The following is a 16,662-nucleotide window of genomic DNA, read 5'->3' as shown; positions in this document are numbered from 1 at the left end:
TGGGAACCCGTGTCAGCGCCCGCGGGCGGACCCCTCCCGACCCTTCACCAGAGCTTTGAGCATCCTCGCCGAGCGCCGGGCCAAGACTCGGCGAACGCTTGGTGACGTAACGGGGTCCGACGCTCCCGTCCTGCGACAATGATCGCGATTGATATCCTGGGCTCTTGGCCGGTGCGTTACCGCGCCAGCCGCCCGCCGTCGCGAGAAGCCGCCGAGGAAGCCACCATGGACGAGCCGGTGTCCGGACCGGGCGCCCCCGCGGTGTACGACGCATCGGCGTCGGCACCCGCCCCGCGCACGCTCATCGACATCCTCCACGCCACCGCCGGGACCCATCCCGACGCCACCGCCCTGGACGACGGCCGGCGCGCCCTGGACTACACCGCGCTGCTGGCTGAGGCCGGCGCCTTCGCGGCCCGGCTGGCAAAGGAAGGGGTCGGCGCCGGGGACCGGGTCGGCGTCCGCGTCCCGTCCGGCACCGTCGACCTCTACATCGCCATCCTCGGCGCGCTGACCGCCGGCGCGGCCTATGTCCCGGTCGACGCCGACGACCCGGACGAGCGCGCCCGCCTGGTGTTCGGCGAGGCCGCGGTGCGGGTGGTGGTCGGCGAGGGGCTGAGGATCACGCCGCAGGCGGAGTCCGCGCCGAGCGGCGCCGAAGCTCCGGCCACGACTCCCCCGACACGGCTCCCGACCACGGCCGACGACGCCTGGATCATCTTCACCTCCGGCTCCACCGGCAAGCCCAAGGGCGTGGCCGTCACCCATCGCAACGCCGCCGCCTTCGTCGACGCCGAGGCCGGCCTGTTCCTGCGGCCCGCGCCGATCGGCACCGCCGACCGCGTGCTGGCCGGCCTGTCCGTGGCCTTCGACGCCTCCTGCGAGGAGATGTGGCTGGCCTGGCGCAACGGCGCCTGCCTGGTCCCGGCCCCGCGCGCGCTGGTCCGCAGCGGCGTGGACCTGGGCCCGTGGCTGGTCGAGAACGGCATCACCGTGGTCTCCACGGTCCCCACCCTGGCCTCGCTGTGGCCGGCCGAGGCGCTGGCCGACGTCCGCCTGCTGATCTTCGGCGGCGAGGCCTGCCCCCCGGAGCTGGCCGAGCGCCTGGCCGTGCCGGGCCGCGAGGTGTGGAACACCTACGGCCCGACCGAGGCCACCGTCGTGGCCAGCGCCGCCCCGCTGACCGGCCAGGGCCCGGTGCGCATCGGGCTGCCGCTGGACGGCTGGGAGCTGGTGGTGGTCGACGAGTCCGAGGAGCCGGTCGCGATGGGCGCCTCCGGGCAGCTGGTGATCGGCGGCGTCGGCCTGGCCCGCTATCTGGACCCGGAGAAGGACGCCGAGAAGTACGCGCCGCTGAAGTCGATGGAGTGGGACCGCGCCTACCGCAGCGGCGACCTGGTCCGCGCCGATCCCGAGGGCCTGGTCTTCCTGGGCCGTGCCGACGAGCAGGTCAAACTCGGCGGCCGCCGCATCGAACTCGGCGAGGTCGACGCCGCGCTCCAGGCGCTGCCCGGGGTGCAGGGCGCGGCCGCCGCCGTGAAGAAGACCCCCGGCGGCGCCGAGGTCCTGGTCGGCTACCTGCTGCCGAGCGCCGCCGACTTCGACCCGCACGCCGCCCGCGCCCTGCTGGCCGAGCAGCTCCCGGCCGCCCTGGTCCCGCGCCTGGCCGTGGTGGACACCCTGCCGCTGCGCACCTCCGGCAAGGTCGACCGCAACGCCCTGCCGTGGCCGCTGCCCGGGGTGGAGGAGCCGGCCGAGGCCGCCGAGCTGACCGTCGCCGAGGACTGGCTGGCCGAACGCTGGGCCACGCTGCTCGGCGAGCGCCCGAACCATCCGGACACCGACTTCTTCGACTCCGGCGGCAGCAGCCTGGTGGCGGCGAAGTTCGTCTCGGTGCTGCGCTCGCGCTACCCGACCGTGACCGTCCGCGACGTGTACGACCACCCCACCCTGGGCGAGCTGGCGGCCCGGCTGCTGACGCTGGCGCCGGAGGAGACCGACGAGGTCGCCGAGTCGGTGCCGGACGTCCCGCCGGTCCCGCGCGGCGCCCAGATCGCGCAGATGCTGCTGATGGTCCCGCTGGCCACGCTCGGCGTGATCCGCTGGCTGACGCTGCTGGCGGTGGTCGGGAACCTGGTCGACGTCCCCTGGGTGCCGACGGTGTCCTGGTGGTGGGTGCTGGCGAGCTTCGTCCTGTTCGTCACTCCTCCCGGGCGCATCGTGATCACCGCCGGCGGCGCGCTGCTGCTCCTGCGGGGGCTGCGCCCCGGCGACTACCCGCGCGGCGGCTCGGTCCACCTCCGGCTCTGGGCCGCCGAGCAGCTGGCCGCCCGGATCGGCGTGCTGACCGCCGCGACCGGCCCCTGGAACGCGCTCTACGCCCGCGCCCTCGGCGCGCGCCTGAGCCCTGACGTGGACCTGCACTCGCCGCCGCCGATCACCGGCATGCTCCGGATGGGCGCGGGGTCCTCGGTGGAGCCCGAGGTCGACCTGACCGGCTACTGGATCGACGGCGGCCGGGTCCGGATCGGCGAGCTGCGGATCGGGGCCGGGGCCTCGGTCGGGGCCCGTTCCGCGCTGCTGCCCGGGGCCCGGATCGGGGAGCGGGCGCGGATCGCGCCGGGTTCCGCGGTCGCCGGGATCGTCCCGGTCGGCCAGGAGTGGGCCGGTTCTCCGGCGGTGCGGCTCCGCAAGGCCGAGCGCGCCCCGGGTCCGGCCCGCCGTTCCCGGCTGTGGACGTGGATCTACGGTCTGACCGCCGTCGGGCTGGCGGTGTTCCCGCTGATCGCCGCGGTTCCGGCGCTGACGGTGGTGGCGTTGTTCCTGGGCGGCACGACGACCGTGTGGGAGGGCTTCGGCTACGCGCTGCTGGCGCTGGTTCCGGCCGCGCCGCTGTTCGTGTTCTGCTACGCGCTGCTGACGCTGGTGTGCGTCCGGGCGCTGAGCGTGGGCATGACGGCCGGCGACCATCCCCTGCACAGCCGCCGCGCGTGGCAGACCTGGTGCACGTTGCAGCTGATGGGGATGGCCCGGATCTGGCTGTATCCGCTGTACGCCAGCATCCTCACGCCGACCTGGCTCCGTCTGCTCGGCATGCGGGTGGGTCGCGGAGTGGAGATGTCCACGGTGCTGGCCGTGCCCGCGATGACGACGGTCAACGACGGCGCGTTCCTGGCCGACGACACCATGATCGCCCCGTACGAGATGGCCGGCGGCTGGCTGCGCGTCGGCCAGTCCCGGATCGGCAAACGCGTGTTCGTCGGCAACTCCGGCATGGTGGCCCCGGGCCGCAAGCTGCCGAAGGAGAGCCTGGTCGGCGTGCTGTCCGCGGCTCCGCAGAAGGCCAAGCGCGGCAAGTCCTACCTCGGGATGCCGCCGGAGCGGCTGCGCCGGCCCGGCCAGGAGGTGGACGACGCGCTCACCTACAACCCGCCGCGCAAGCTGATGGCGGCCCGCGCGGCCATCGAGCTGCTGCGCCTGCTCCCGGCGATGATCACCGCCGGGCTGGCGGTGGCCGTGGTGGCGCTGCTGGCCGACGTCACGCACCGCTGGGGCGCGCCGTGGGCCGTGCTGCTCGGCGGGGTGGTCTTCCTGGCCGCCGGGGTGGCCGCCGCGGCGATCTCGGTCGCCGCCAAGTGGCTGCTGGTGGGCCGGATCCGGGTGAGCGAGCAGCCGCTGTGGAGCTCGTTCGTCTGGCGCAACGAGCTGGCGGACAACTTCGTCGAACTGATCGCCGCCCCGTGGTTCGCTGATCCCTGGCTGGGTACCGCGCCTCTTAATGCCTGGCACCGCGCCATGGGCTCGAAGATCGGGCGCGGCGTCTGGTGCGAGACCTACTGGCTTCCGGAGGCGGATCTGATCGTGTTGGCGGACGCGGCGACGGTGAACCGTGGATGCGTGGTGCAGACGCACTTGTTCCACGACCGGGTGATGAGCATGGACACGGTGACGCTGGAGCCCGGGGCCACGCTCGGCCCGCAGGGCGTGATCCTGCCCGCCGCCTCCATCGGGGCCCAGGCCACGGTCGGGCCCGCCTCGCTGGTGATGCGCGGCGAGGGCGTCCCGGCCCGCACCCGCTGGCAGGGCAACCCCATCGCGCCGTGGCCGGAGCAGGCGTGACCGACACCTATTTCCCGCGCCGCGGCAACGAGGGCTACCTCGTCGAGACCTACGACCTCACACTCGACTACCGCGTGGGCCCCAACCGGCTCGCGGCCGTGGCGGTCCTCACCGTCTGGACCACGCAGGCCCTCACCAGCCTGGTCCTGGACCTCGCCGACCTGCGGGTCGACCGCGTGATCCTCCAGGACGGCCGCCGCCTGCGCTTCGAGCACCAGAAGGAGAAGCTGCGCATCCGCCTGCCCGGGCTGGTCCCGGCCGGGCACCAGCTGGTGCTCGAGATCGTCTACCGGGGCAGCCCCCGCCCCACCTCCAGCCGGTACGGGGGCCTGGGCTGGGAGCAGCTGGACGACGGCGTCCTGGTGGCCAGCCAGCCCACCGGCGCGCCGTCGTGGTTCCCCTGCGACGACCGCCCGGACCGGAAGTCGGCCTACCGCTTCACCATCACCACGGCGTCCCAGTACCAGGTGGTGACCAACGGCCGCCTGGCCGGGGTGGCGCACAGCGGCAGCACCTCGACGTGGTCCTACGTCCAGGACGCGCCCATGGCCACCTATCTGGCGACGGTGCAGATCGGGCCCTACCAGCGCCACGAGTTACCCGGGGCGGTCCCGCAGCGTCTGGTGGCCCCGGCGCGCCGCATGACCGCGGCCCGCGAAGCGCTGGCGCACCAGGACGCGATGATCACGCTGTTCACCGACCTTTTCGGCCCCTACCCGTTCGACGACGCCTACACCGTCGTGGTCACCGACGACCGGCTCGAAATCCCCATCGAGGCCCAGGGCATGTCCCTGTTCGGCGCCAACCACATGGACCTGGAGTGGGCCAACCAGCGCCTCATCGCCCACGAGCTGGCCCACCAGTGGTTCGGCAACAGCCTCACGCTGGGCTCCTGGCGCGACATCTGGCTCCACGAGGGGTTCGCCTGCTACTCCGAATGGCTCTGGTCGCAGGCTTCCGGCTACCGCGACACCGACGAGCAGGCCCGGACCTGGCACCACCGGCTGAAGCAACAGCCCGAGGACCTCATCCTCGCCAACCCGGGACCGGCGAACCTGTTCGACGACCGGGTCTACAAGCGAGGGGCGCTGACGCTCCACGCGCTGCGCAGAAGCGTCGGCGACGAGGCGTTCTTCAACACACTGCGAACGTGGACGGCGGAGTACCGCCACGGGACCGTGACGACCGACGGCTTCCTGAAGACGGTCGCGACGGTCACCGGACGGGACCTGAGCACGTTCTTCGCGGAATGGCTGTGGGACGAGCGGCTTCCGCAGCTGCCGTAGCAAGGGGGCTCCTAGCCCCAAGCGCCGGCGATCTGCCGCGTCGCGGCGTTGAGCCGGTTGAACATGTTGGTGACGCCGATCATCAGCACGATCGCAGCGAGCTGCTTCTCGTCGAAGTGCGCGGCGGCGGCGTCCCACACCTCGTCGTTGACCGCGTCGGCCCGGTCGGCCAGCCGCGTCGCGGCCTCCGCCAGGGCCAGCGCCGACCGCTCGGCGGCGCTGAAGTACGGCGTCTCGCGCCAGGCCGCGACCATGCCGAGCTGCTCGTCGGTCAGCCCGGCCTTCCGGCCGGTCTTGACGCCGGCGTCCACGCAGGCGCTGCATCCGTTGATCTGGCTGACGCGCAGGTGGACCAGCTCCAGCGTCTGGCCGTCGACACCGGCGGAGTGGGCCGCCTGGAAGATCTCCTGGATCGGCTTCATCGCGCCGGAGAGGATCATGGCGGGGTTCTGCATACGGGACTGCATTGTGGTGGTCTCCATCCGGTGGGTTCCGCGGCCCGCCGTTCGGGCCGTGGCTTCATTTCAGCGCCGATCGGTTGCCCGGGACGATGCCGATGGGACAGGGTGGGACGCGTGGAACAGGCCTGACCAGCAGCGACACGGCGTGGGAAAACCGCGTCGCCGCGGGACGGGACGAGCACCGAGACGAAAGGCACCATCTGTGGTTTCCGAGGGGCGGACAACGACCGCGGACCCCGCCGAGGAGCTGGCGGCCAGGCTGCGGGCGGTTCAGGAACTCTCCGGCCTGGGCGTGCGCGCACTGGCCCGCGACAGCGGCCTCAGCTCGTCGTCGCTGTCCCGGTACCTGGCCGGACAGACCGTCCCGCCCTGGCCTGCCGTGATCGCCTTGTGCCGCCTCGTCAAACGCGATCCGCGGCCCTTGCGACCGGTCTGGGAACGGGCCTCGAACCCGCTTCCGGCCCCGCCGAGATCGAGCCGGCAGGTGCACTTCCCGCCGCGCAACGACCTGCCGCGCGACACGCCGGACTTCACCGGGCGGACCGCCGACCTCGCCGCCGTGCTCGGCGCCGTCGAGGACCACCGGATCGTGGCGATCGACGGCATGGCCGGCGTCGGGAAGACCTGCCTGGCGGTCCACGCCGCGCACCGCCTCGCGAGCGACTACCCCGACGCCCAGCTCTACGTCGACCTCCACGGCTTCACCGACGGACGCGAGCCGCTGGGCGCCGATCCCGCGCTGCGTTCGCTGCTGACCGCGCTGGACGTCCCGTCCGAGCGCGTGCCGCTCGAAGGAGTGGAGCAGCTCGCGGCCTGTTGGCGCGCGGAGCTGGCACGGCGCCGGGCCGTCGTGGTCATCGACAACGTCGCCGACGCCGAACACGTCCGTCCGCTCCTGCCGGGCGCGGGCGATTCGGCGGTCCTGATCACCAGCCGGAATCGTTTGGTGGGCCTGGACGAGGTGCCGCCGGTCTCGCTCGACGTCCTCAGTCCCGAGGAAAGCGCCGAGCTGCTTCGCCGCGCCAGCGGGGAGGCTGTCGGTCCGGATGCCGGGGCTGGCACTGGCACTGGCACTGGCACCAACGCCGGCCGGCTGGCCCGCGATCCCGAGTCTGCGGCCGAGGTGGCCCGGCTCTGCGGAAACCTGCCGCTGGCGTTGCGCCTCGCCGGTGCCCGGCTCCGGCACCGGCCCGGCTGGACGGTCGGAATCCTCATCGAGCGCATGGCCGACGGCACGGACGAGTTCGACACCGCCCTCGCCATGTCGGTCCGGCAGCTCGACCGCGCGCAGGCGAGGTTGTTCCGTCTGCTCGGCCTGCTGCCCGGTTCGTCGTTCGACGAATACCTGGCAGCCGCTCTGGCCGACATCCCGCTGCGGACCGCGCGCGCCATGCTGGAAGACCTGCTCGACGCACACCTCGTCCAGCAGCCCTCAGCAGATCGTTATCGGATGCACGATCTCGTGCACCAACATGCCCGGCGCGCGTCCGAGCAGCAGGACTCTGATGCCGACCGGGCACGCGCTCTGGAGCGCCTGCTCGACTACTACGTGACCGCTGCCGCCGCCGCGGACGCCGCGATGCCCTTTCTCGCGCCCAGCCGCGGCCGCGACTCCCGGTTCCCGCTGTCTCCTCGCGCCGGCCAATCCCCCATAGCAGTTCCCGAATTCGCCACCAAGCACGCGGCCTTCGCCTGGTACGCCACCGAGTACGGAAACCTCGTCGGCGCCTTCGAAGCAGCCATCGCCATCGGCGCGGACGCGCACGCCTGCGAGCTGCCTCGCGTCATGCGTGCCTTCTTCGCCCGCCGCTGCGGGACAACCCATCTCAATGTTCTCTTCGAGCGGTCCCTCGCGGCGGCCGAGCGGCTGGCCGATCCGGTCCGCCTCGCCGAAGTGCACAGCGACCTCGGCTTTGCCCGCTACAACGCCGGGCGGATGGCCGAGGCCGCCGCCGAGTACGAGGCGGCCGCGTCCCTGATGTCGCAGGGCACTGACGCCCAGTCTCTCTTGCAGCAGGCCGAGCTCGTCATGCGACGGGCGTATCTGCGCTGGGACGAAGGTCTGGTCGACGAGCCGCTGGACTTGTTCCACCAGGCCGAAAAGCTCTACGCCGACGCCGACTGCGCGCCCGGAGTGGCGCACGCGAGGGCCTACGAGGCTTGGGCGCTGCTCCAGCTCGGCCGTCGTGAAGAAGCCGCGGACCTGGCCCGCGCCGCGCTGGCCATGGCCGTGCCGAACCCGGACCCGGCCTGGCCGCCGGCCCTCGCCGCCCGCATCACCCTCGGCGTGGCGATCGCGCCGGACCATCCCGAAGAGGCCGCCGACCATCTCCATCAGGCCCTGATCCTGGCTCGCGAAGACGGCCACACCCACAACGAGGCGTGGTGCCTGAACTGCCTGGGCGTCGCGCAGCGGCACATGGGCCGCTACGAAGAGGCGCTGGCGAGCCACGAACAGGCCTTCGCGCTCCTCGAAGAACTCTTCGAGGAGCACTGGAAGATCCACTTCCTCGACAGCTACGCCGAGACCTGCCGCCAGGCGGGCCGCCCGGACCAGGCCCTGGCGTTGCACCGCGAGGCGCTGGATCTGGCCCGGAGCCTTGGAAACCGCCAAAAAGAAGCCCTGGCCCGCGAGGGCATCGCCGCCGTGTCGGGGGACGTCAGCCCGGCCCTCCCGACCGACCCCTCCCAGTAGCTCCTAACCAGCCGAAAAACCCGGACGCGCCAAAGCGCTTAGCTCACCGCATTCCGGGTATGGCGGCGGATTCGGACGAAAGGAGATTGATCCCTATGACCATCGACGACCGCCTGGAGACCAGGCCGTCCGACCGCGAGCTGCTGCGCCTGCTGTCCGGGGGAACACCCGAGCCGTCCTTCGACCATCTGATCCGGATGAGCGACGACTGCGGAATGTTCGAGCACGCACGCGGTCCGGTCCCCAAGCGCTGGCACGGCTACTGTGTCGACGACGTCACGCGCGCCCTTATCGTCATCTGCCGCGAACCCGAGCCGGCGCCGGAACTGGTCCGCCTCGCCGAGATCTATCTCGCGTTCCTGCTGCACGCCCAGGACCGGGAGCGCGGCTTCCACAACCGCCTGGGCTACGACCGCCAGTGGCACGACGAGCCGGAGACCGGCGAGTGGTGGGGCCGAGGCGTGTGGGCCCTGGGCACCGCGGCCTCCCGCGGCCCGACACCCTGGATCCGCGCGGTGGCCCTGGAACGCTTCGCCGACGGGGTCAAGCTCCGCAGCACCATTGGGCACGCCATGGCGTTCGCCGCCCTCGGCGCCGCCGAAGTGGCCGACGTGCTGCCCGACCACCAGGGCGCCCGGGAACTCCTGGCCGACGCCGTGACCGTCATCGGCCGCGGCGGCTCCGACCCGGCCTGGCCCTGGCCCGAGCCGCGCCTGGAATACGCCGACGCCGCCCTGCCCGAAGCCATCATCGCCGCCGGCCAGTACCTCGGCGACGAGGCCATCCTGCGCGACGGCCTGGCCCTGCTCGACTGGCTCCTGTCCACCGCCACCCGCGACGGCCACCTGTCCCCCACCCCCGCGGGCGGCTGGGGCCTGGGCCAACCCCGCCCCGGCTTCCACCAGCAGGCCATCGAACCGGCCGCCTACGCGGACGCCTGCGCCCGCGCCTTCCTGGTCACCGGCAACCGCCGCTGGCTCACCGGCGTCCGCATGTCAGTGGATTGGTTCCTCGGCGACAACGACAGCCGCATCCCCATGATCGACGATGTCACGGGCGGCTGCTTCGACGGCCTGGCAGAGGACAGCCGCAACCCGAACCAGGGCGCGGAATCGACCCTCTGCCTGATCTCCACCCTGCAACTGGCCCGCTGGCTCGACCGGATCCCGGTCGACTCCGATCCGGCCACGACCTAGACCACGATCCAGAGCACGACCCAGAGCGCGATTCAGAGCACGACCCAGAGCACAATCCAGACCATGACCTAGATCACGACCTAGACCGCTGGAACGCGGGCCGCCGGACACGAGGTGTCGGGAGCGGCCCGCGTTCGCTTGTCCGCGACGCCCGCCCCGACCGCGAGACCCGCCTCGCCCGCCTCAGCGCCGACACCGACCTCCCCGGTCCTCGACGCAGCCCCGGCTCGCGTCAGCACCAGACCTCTCGCGCGCCAAGCCGCGCTCAACCCGCATCGGCCCGCAGCTCGGCGACAGCGGCCTCATAGGCCAGCAGTGCGTTGACCACGACTCGTCGCTGCGATGTCGACAGCGGTCCCAGCGCTCGGCGCCATGCCTCGGCGCCCGGGGCCAGCCAGGCCTCGATCGCGGAGCGGGAGCCCGGTGCGATGCTGACGATGCGGCGGCGCCGGTCGGCGTCGTCCTCGGCCCGGCGCAGCACGCCCTTCCGGCTCAGGTCGCCGATCACCAGGCTCGCCGTGGTCGGTGCCACCTGGAGCCGGGCGGCGAGGTCGTTGACCGTCGCCGGGCCGTCCAGCAGCAGGAAGGCGAGCAGCGACAGGTGGCGCGGGCCCAGGGTGAGGCCGGCGAGTTCGGGCGGCGGGGGGATGCGCTTGGCGTGGGCGACCAGGCGCGGCATGAGCAGCAGCATCGAACGGACGGCCTCGTTGAGCTCCGGCGACACCGGCTCGGCCGGGGTGCCGGCGGATTTCGCGGTCGCTTTGCCGGGGGTTCTGCCAGTCGCCTTGGTGGACACCGCGCACGCCTCCACTTATCTTTGACAGCAAAGATGTTTTGCCCTGCCCGAGCAATGACCCATGCTAACCAGGGGGTTCAGCCATGACCGTGCTTGTCGTCGGCGCACGCGGGAACATCGGAAGTCGTGTTGTGGCACGTCTGCACGCTGCCGGCCGCGCCGTCCGGGCCACGGCCCGGTCCGGCGCCCCGGACCGTCCGCGCCCCGCCGGTTCCCCCGAATCCCCCAACGGCGTCGAGGGCGTCGGGGCCATCGACGTCGTCGACCTCGACCTCACCGCGACCGACGGCTTCGAGGCCGCGCTCAAGGACGTCGAATCAGTCTTCCTCTACGCCACTCGCGGCGACACCACTCCTTTCCTGGCCGCCGCCCGCGAGGCCGACGTGCGCTACGCGGTGTTGCTGTCCTCCCCCGCCTCCTACGAAGCGGCCGAATACCGCGGACCGATCGGCCGCGTCCACCGGCTGAACGAAGAACGCCTCGCGGCTTCAGGCCTCGAACACACGGTCCTGTATCCGAGCTGGCTGGCCACCAACGCCCGCCGCGACTGGGGCGCCGCGATCCGCGCCGGCGAACCGGTGGAACTCCCTTACCCGGACGCCAACATCTCGCCGATCCACCCGGACGACGTCGCCGCGGTGGCAGCCGAACTGCTGCGGGACCCCGCTCACCGTTCCCGGATGCAGATCCTCACCGGACCGGAGTCGCTGCGGCTGGACGAGGCCGCCGCCGTGGTCGGCACGACACTGGGCCGACCGGTCGACGTAAGAAGGATCAGCCGCGACCAAGCGCTGGCGCGGCGGGAGGCGTGGCTGTCCGAAGAGGTGCTCGCCACGCTGCTGGACAGCGCCGCCGCCACCGTCGGGCATCCGGCGACGCTGACGAACGGCGTGGAGCGGATCACCGGCAGGCCGCCACGGTCGTTGCGGGAATGGGTGGAAGAACGACGTACGGACTTCGGACCGGAATAAGAGCGCTATTCAGTAGGAAACGAAAAGTAGAGCACGTTGCTGTAATGGGAATCGAAATGATCGCGCCACGACGCGCGCACCGATTCCAGCCACTCGTCATCCTCACCAGCAATCGCCGCCTCGGCCCGCGCCACGGCACGAGGGATGTCGGTCGCGACCAACTGTTCGACCGCCTCTTCGACGTCGCCACCGTCCAAAGAGATCATCTCGCCGGTTTCCAGAATGAAGAACGCCGCGCTCTGCTTCTCCAGATGCGCGGCGATCTCGGCGACGCGCGATGCGAACTCGGGTTCGTCCACGCCCTCCCCCACCACCCGCAAAAGGTCCAGCAGCAAAGCGGTTCCACCGGCGTAATCCGCGCCAATACCTATCTTCGGGTCCCAGATCATCGACTGCACGACCCGCGGCTCGCGACCGACCAGCAGCTTGTGGGCCAGCGGGATGTCCCAGCGGTGCTCGGACACGCAGTTCACCCGAGTCGGGTTCTCGGTCTCGGTCGGGAGCGTCTCGGCTGAGTAAAGGTAAGAACGGTTGGCCATGGCGGCGACGCTAACACCACGCGCAGGCCCGCCGGGGCGGATCGGGGACAGTCGTTCATGGACCGCCGGGGACGCCGCGGGCAGTCCCCAATCACCCCCTTCACCCCACCTCCTACCGAATCGCCGCCCGCCCGCCACCGCGACGTCATGTCCCGGCCGCGCACCCCCGCGCCCCCTCCGGTAAGTTTGGTCTATACCAATATCCACCCGCTCCGTATGCCATCACTGAACCAGGGGTCGTCATGGAAGTCGTCATCGTCGCGGACGCGGCAGCCGGCGGGGAGCTCGTCGCCGGCGCGGTCGCCGAGCTGATCGCCCGCAAGCCCGACGCACTGTTCGGCGTCGCGACCGGCTCGACGCCGCTGCCGGTGTACCAGGCGCTGGCCGCCAAGGCCGCGGCCGGCGAGGTGGACACCTCCCGGCTCCAGGTCTGCCAGCTCGACGAGTACGTGGGCCTGCCGGCCGGGCACCCGGAGTCCTACCGGGCGGTGCTGAAGCGCGAGGTGCTGGAGCCGCTGGGCATCCCGGAGGAGCAGTTCCTCGGACCGGACGGCGGCGCCGCCGACCTGCCCGCCGCCTGCGCCGCCTACGAGGAGCAGCTCGCCGCCGCCGGCGGGGTGGACCTCCAGCTGCTCGGCATCGGCACCGACGGGCACATCGGCTTCAACGAGCCGATCTCGTCGCTGGCGTCCCGCACCCGGATCAAGACCCTGACCGAGCGGACCCGGGTCGACAACGCGCGGTTCTTCAACGGCCTGGACGAGGTGCCGCGGCACGTCATCACCCAGGGCATCGGCACCATCCTGCAGGCCCGGCACCTGGTGCTGCTGGCCACCGGCGCGGGCAAGGCCGAGGCGGTGGCCGCGACGGTCGAGGGCCCGGTGTCGAGCCTGGTCCCGGCCTCCGCGCTCCAGCTCCACCCGCACGCGACCGTGGTCGTCGACGAGGCCGCCGCGCAGCAGCTGAAGCTGTCGGACTACTACCGCGTCACCTTCGCCTCCAAGCCGGCCTGGCAGGGGATCTGAGGCCGGGGATCCAACGCCGGGCAGGCACCCGGGGAGAGCCGAGGCGGGCGCCGATAAATCGAGACGCCTCGTCTCGACAAGGCGTAGACTGAGCGGGTCCCGATTCGGCGACCCGCTAGGAAGCCCTGCCATGACGCAGCACCCCCGCACTGTCCTCATCACCGGCGCCACAGACGGCCTGGGCCGGGCCCTGGCCCGCCGTCTGGCGGCCGACGGCGGCACCTCGCTCCTGCTCCACGGCCGCGACCAGGCGAAGCTCGACGCCACGGCCGACGGCATTCGCGACGCCCATAACGTCCCCCGCCCGCTGACGTTCCGCGCCGACCTCGCCGAGCTGGCGCAGGTGCGGGACCTGGCGGCGGAGGTGCGCGACGCCACGGAACGGCTCGACGTCCTGGTCAACAACGCCGGAATCGGCGGCGGCGAGCCGGACGGCCGGGACCGGCGGGTCAGCAAGGACGGCTACGAGCTGCGGTTCGCCGTGAACTATCTCGCCGGCTTCCTGCTGACGCAGGAGCTGTTGCCGCTGCTGCGAGCGTCGGCACCGGCCCGGGTGGTCAACGTCGCCTCCCTCGGCCAGCAGGACATCGAATTCGACGATGTGATGCTGGAGCGGAACTACGACGGGATGCGTGCCTACTGCCAGAGCAAGCTGGCGCAGATCTCGTCGACGGTCGAACTGGCCGAGCGGATCCCGGCCGCGGAAGTGACCTTCAACAGCCTGCATCCCGCGACCTACATGCCGACGAAGATGGTGCTCCAGGAGATCGGCCACAGCATCGACAGCCTGGAGACCGGCGTCGAGGCGACACGACGACTGGTCGTGGACCAGAAGCTCGCCGGGGTGAGCGGACGGTTCTTCGATCGGCAGCGTGAAGCGAGGGCTTTGAAGCAGGCTTACGACCCTGCGGCTCGGGCGGAGCTGTACGGCTTGAGTCTGAAGCTGGTCGGATTGCAATAGCCGGCATGGCATTCCGGGTCCCGGCCCCTGAACAGGGATCGGGACCCGATTTCGCTTCAGCTTCGGCCGGCGGCGAGGGCGTCAGCTTCGACAGGCCGCGTGGGCGTCAGCTTCGGCAGGCCGCGACGGCCAGGCGTATGGCCTCAAGGTCCCCGTTCGAGGCCAGCCCGGCGTGATACAGCCGAATTCCCTTGGCACCGGCCGTTCGCATCGCCGTGGCCTGCTCGGCCAACCGCTCGGGATGCGCCCCCATGCCACGCACCCCGAGCAGGCCAGCGTGCACCGCGGCAGGGTGGCCGGTCGACAGTGTCACGTTCTCGGTGCTCCCGTCCCAGCTGTTCACGACCACGCCGGTGGCGTCCTTCGCAAACGTCGCCAGGTCCACGCCGGTGAAGGCGGTCGAGCGGTGGGGACGGGGATTCGCATGGAACAGCACGGGAAAGTCGGCACCACGACGACCGCGGACTTCGCGGACCATCGCTTCCCGCAGATCATCAGCAATGCGCGTACGCATACCGAGAACGGCGACCGCCAGATCTGCGTCCAGGCCGGTACCGCCGCTCGGAGCGCTGCTGGAGAACCGCGCGTCCAAGCGATTCCGGACCGCGGCACGAAGCTCCGCAGCGTCGATCCCCGAGTCCTGATACTCGGAGCGGCACGAGTCGCAGAAACACAGCGACATCAAATAGAGCTCGTCCTCGGAGAACGGGATCCCGGACACCTTGTCGTGCTCATGGAGGTGGTCGAAGCCGTACCAGCCGGCAGCTTCGAACTCGACGCCGTCGACATCCGGGCGGGCCGCGATCGCGGCGGCGAGCGCCACGGCGTATTCGTGCACTGTTTCCTGGGCCGGGCAGAGTGCCCACTGATAGACGTCACCGTAGGCATTGACCACGTGCGGGGCATCGAACGCGTCGACGTGGTCGACCACCACCCAGGCATGGGTCTTGACGCCGGCGGTCGCGAGCGCGGCCGTGGTCGCCCCGAAGGCGTCGTCGCTGTCGATCCATGTCTGGCGCGGCGGAAGGATCTGGGCGCGGCTCGCGTCGACCGGAAGATAGGACGCGCTGTGCTCGGCCACGACCACGCGGTGGCCCGGATGCCGCGGCGTCAGGGCCCGCGTCGCGTGGTAGAACGCCGCGACGACGGCATGATCCAGGCCGAGGCCGGCGACCGACTCGGGAGCACCCGGGTCGCCGACAACGTCCCACGGATATACGTAAGCTGCGATATTCAGCGCGTCGCCCATCAGAACCTCGGCCTCTTCCCCGTCCACTCGGGTCGCACTCGGCGCATCCATCCGGCGTCGTCGCGGCGCCGGACTCCGCAGGTCAGGTACTGCTCGTGCAGGCGTGCCACCGCGTCCCGGTCGAGCTCGACGCCCAGGCCCGGACCGGCGGGAACGGCCACCGCGCCCTCGGTGAAGGTCAGTCCGCCCCCGAGCACCACGTCCTCGGACTCTGATTTCCACGGTGTGTGGGTGTCGAGCGCGTAGGTGAGGTTCGGTGTGGCCGCGCCGAGGTGGACCATGGCCGCCAGGCTCACCCCGAGGTGGGTGTTGGAGTGCATCGACAGGCCGAGCCCGAAGGTTTGGCAGAGCCCTGCCAGCGCCTGCGTGGCCCGGTAGCCGCCCCAGAAGTGGTGGTCGGAGAGGATCACCTGGACCGCGCCGAGCCGGACGGCCTCGGGGATCTCGGCGAATCCGGTGACGCACATGTTCGTCGCCAGCGGCAGATCGGTCTTCGCCGCCACCTCGGCCATGCCGGGTATGCCCGGCGTCGGGTCCTCCAGGTATTCGAGCTCGCCGGCCAGCGCCTCGGCGACCCGGTGGCTGGTCGCCACGCTCCAGTTGGCGTTGGGGTCCAGCCGGACGGGACGGTCCGGGAAGGCCCGGCGCAGGGCGAGGACGGCCTCGACCTCCTCGTCGGGCGGGAAGACGCCGCCCTTGAGCTTGAGGGAGCCGAAGCCGTAGCGGTCGACCATGCGCCGGGCCTGCTCGACGATCCCGTCGGGATCGAGCGCCTCGCCCCAGGGGTCGACGTCGAACTCGCGCGGGTCGTCCGGCGCGGTGGGGTGCTGGGCCCACTTGTAGAAGAGGTAGGCGCTGAAGTCGACGCGGTCGCGGACCGCTCCGCCGAGCAGGTCGGAGACGGGGCGCCCGACGGCCCGGCCTTGGGCGTCGAAGCACGCGACCTCGAAGGCGGCGACGGCCTGCGCGACGGTCTTGTCCGCGGAGGCGGCGCCTATCAGCTCGGTCGGGGAGGACGCCGCGACCGACGTGACGGCGGCCGAGACGCGGCGGCTGAGCTCGTTGAGGTCGAAGACGTCGACGCCCGGCAGCACGGCGGCGGCTCGCCGCAGCAGGTCCAGCGTCGCGTCGTCGCCGTAGGCCTCGTTAATGCCGGTGATGCCGGCGTCGGTGTGGACTTCGATGATCGAGCGCAGCGCGAAGGGCTCGTGGACGCCTGAGGAATTGAGGAGAGGCGGGTCCTTGAGGGCCACCGGCGTGATGGTGGTGCCGGTGATGCGCAGGGCACTCATGGCGATGGCCTCTCTTGGATATTCACGTATGTGAACTGACACCAGGGATATGAATACGCTCGACGTCCGGAA

At 71.5% G+C, this 16,662-nt stretch carries 12 protein-coding genes; 7 read left to right on the top strand and 5 right to left on the bottom strand.

What is annotated here, in order from left to right; translation table 11 throughout:
- The first annotated feature begins 225 nt into the window (after positions 1–225).
- Together ABD481_RS09175 and ABD481_RS09170 are read left to right on the top strand one after the other, a co-directional pair.
- Complete coding sequence (locus tag ABD481_RS09175) at positions 226–4,119, top strand: Pls/PosA family non-ribosomal peptide synthetase (protein WP_344665130.1); 3,894 nt, start codon at positions 226–228, stop codon at positions 4,117–4,119.
- Positions 4,116–5,405 carry a M1 family metallopeptidase gene (locus ABD481_RS09170; RefSeq protein ID WP_344665129.1) on the top strand — a complete coding sequence of 430 codons (1,290 nt, stop codon included), beginning with the start codon at positions 4,116–4,118 and terminating at the stop codon, positions 5,403–5,405. Before ABD481_RS09175 ends, ABD481_RS09170 begins: the two co-directional genes overlap by 4 nt.
- An 11-nt stretch (positions 5,406–5,416) precedes the next feature.
- Here the strand turns inward: ABD481_RS09170 and ABD481_RS09165 are convergent, their stop codons facing one another.
- Positions 5,417–5,872 (bottom strand): carboxymuconolactone decarboxylase family protein, encoded by a 456-nt coding sequence (locus ABD481_RS09165; protein WP_344665285.1) that lies wholly within the window; start codon positions 5,870–5,872, stop codon positions 5,417–5,419.
- Positions 5,873–6,068: 196 nt separating this feature from the next.
- On the opposite strand from ABD481_RS09165, the gene ABD481_RS09160 reads away from it, so the two are divergent.
- Both ABD481_RS09160 and ABD481_RS09155 read left to right on the top strand, forming a co-directional pair.
- Positions 6,069–8,561, top strand: coding sequence for an ATP-binding protein (locus ABD481_RS09160; protein WP_344665128.1), 2,493 nt, complete (start codon positions 6,069–6,071; stop codon positions 8,559–8,561).
- 95 nt (positions 8,562–8,656) lie between these two features.
- Positions 8,657–9,757, top strand: a complete 1,101-nt coding sequence (locus tag ABD481_RS09155) for a glycosyltransferase (protein ID WP_344665127.1) — start codon at positions 8,657–8,659, stop codon at positions 9,755–9,757.
- 265 nt (positions 9,758–10,022) lie between these two features.
- Here ABD481_RS09155 and ABD481_RS09150 read toward each other — a convergent pair whose 3' ends face one another.
- Positions 10,023–10,448 carry a MarR family winged helix-turn-helix transcriptional regulator gene (locus ABD481_RS09150; protein WP_344665284.1) on the bottom strand — a complete coding sequence of 142 codons (426 nt, stop codon included), beginning with the start codon at positions 10,446–10,448 and terminating at the stop codon, positions 10,023–10,025.
- A gap of 188 nt (positions 10,449–10,636) precedes the next feature.
- Between ABD481_RS09150 and ABD481_RS09145 the strand changes: the two genes are divergently transcribed.
- Complete coding sequence (locus tag ABD481_RS09145; protein ID WP_344665126.1) at positions 10,637–11,524, top strand: NAD(P)H-binding protein; 888 nt, start codon at positions 10,637–10,639, stop codon at positions 11,522–11,524.
- 5 nt (positions 11,525–11,529) lie between these two features.
- Here ABD481_RS09145 and ABD481_RS09140 read toward each other — a convergent pair whose 3' ends face one another.
- Positions 11,530–12,063: a DUF7822 domain-containing protein gene (locus ABD481_RS09140; protein WP_344665125.1), complete on the bottom strand. Its 534-nt coding sequence runs from the start codon at positions 12,061–12,063 to the stop codon at positions 11,530–11,532.
- A 242-nt stretch (positions 12,064–12,305) separates the two neighbouring features.
- Here ABD481_RS09140 and nagB point away from each other — a divergent pair, with 242 nt between their 5' ends.
- Positions 12,306–13,088 (top strand): glucosamine-6-phosphate deaminase, encoded by a 783-nt coding sequence (nagB, locus tag ABD481_RS09135; protein WP_344665124.1) that lies wholly within the window; start codon positions 12,306–12,308, stop codon positions 13,086–13,088.
- A 130-nt stretch (positions 13,089–13,218) separates the two neighbouring features.
- On the top strand, positions 13,219–14,049 hold the full coding sequence (locus ABD481_RS09130; protein ID WP_344665123.1) for an SDR family NAD(P)-dependent oxidoreductase: 831 nt from the start codon (positions 13,219–13,221) through the stop codon (positions 14,047–14,049).
- Between the two features lie 106 nt (positions 14,050–14,155).
- On the opposite strand, the gene ABD481_RS09125 is transcribed toward ABD481_RS09130, so the two are convergent.
- Together ABD481_RS09125 and ABD481_RS09120 are read right to left on the bottom strand one after the other, a co-directional pair.
- Positions 14,156–15,325: a hypothetical protein gene (locus ABD481_RS09125; protein WP_344665122.1), complete on the bottom strand. Its 1,170-nt coding sequence runs from the start codon at positions 15,323–15,325 to the stop codon at positions 14,156–14,158.
- Complete coding sequence (locus ABD481_RS09120; RefSeq protein WP_344665121.1) at positions 15,298–16,590, bottom strand: glucarate dehydratase family protein; 1,293 nt, start codon at positions 16,588–16,590, stop codon at positions 15,298–15,300. Before ABD481_RS09120 ends, ABD481_RS09125 begins: the two co-directional genes overlap by 28 nt.
- Positions 16,591–16,662 lie beyond the last annotated feature (72 nt).

It is taken from the genome of Catenulispora yoronensis, from assembly GCF_039531695.1.
Taxonomy (GTDB): Bacteria; Actinomycetota; Actinomycetes; order Streptomycetales; family Catenulisporaceae; genus Catenulispora; species Catenulispora yoronensis.
This window is presented reverse-complemented; position numbering and strand designations above follow the sequence as displayed.

Bases quoted from the DNA above. Each gene is read 5' to 3' on its own strand.
- nagB (WP_344665124.1), top strand. From the start codon at position 12,306: ATGGAAGTCGTCATCGTCGCGGACGCGGCAGCCGGCGGGGAGCTCGTC.
- ABD481_RS09175 (WP_344665130.1), top strand. From the start codon at position 226: ATGGACGAGCCGGTGTCCGGACCGGGCGCCCCCGCGGTGTACGACGCA.
- ABD481_RS09150 (WP_344665284.1), bottom strand. From the start codon at position 10,448: ATGCTGCTGCTCATGCCGCGCCTGGTCGCCCACGCCAAGCGCATCCCC.
- ABD481_RS09130 (WP_344665123.1), top strand. From the start codon at position 13,219: ATGACGCAGCACCCCCGCACTGTCCTCATCACCGGCGCCACAGACGGC.
- ABD481_RS09145 (WP_344665126.1), top strand. From the start codon at position 10,637: ATGACCGTGCTTGTCGTCGGCGCACGCGGGAACATCGGAAGTCGTGTT.
- ABD481_RS09155 (WP_344665127.1), top strand. From the start codon at position 8,657: ATGACCATCGACGACCGCCTGGAGACCAGGCCGTCCGACCGCGAGCTG.
- ABD481_RS09165 (WP_344665285.1), bottom strand. From the start codon at position 5,872: ATGCAGTCCCGTATGCAGAACCCCGCCATGATCCTCTCCGGCGCGATG.
- ABD481_RS09140 (WP_344665125.1), bottom strand. From the start codon at position 12,063: ATGGCCAACCGTTCTTACCTTTACTCAGCCGAGACGCTCCCGACCGAG.
- ABD481_RS09120 (WP_344665121.1), bottom strand. From the start codon at position 16,590: ATGAGTGCCCTGCGCATCACCGGCACCACCATCACGCCGGTGGCCCTC.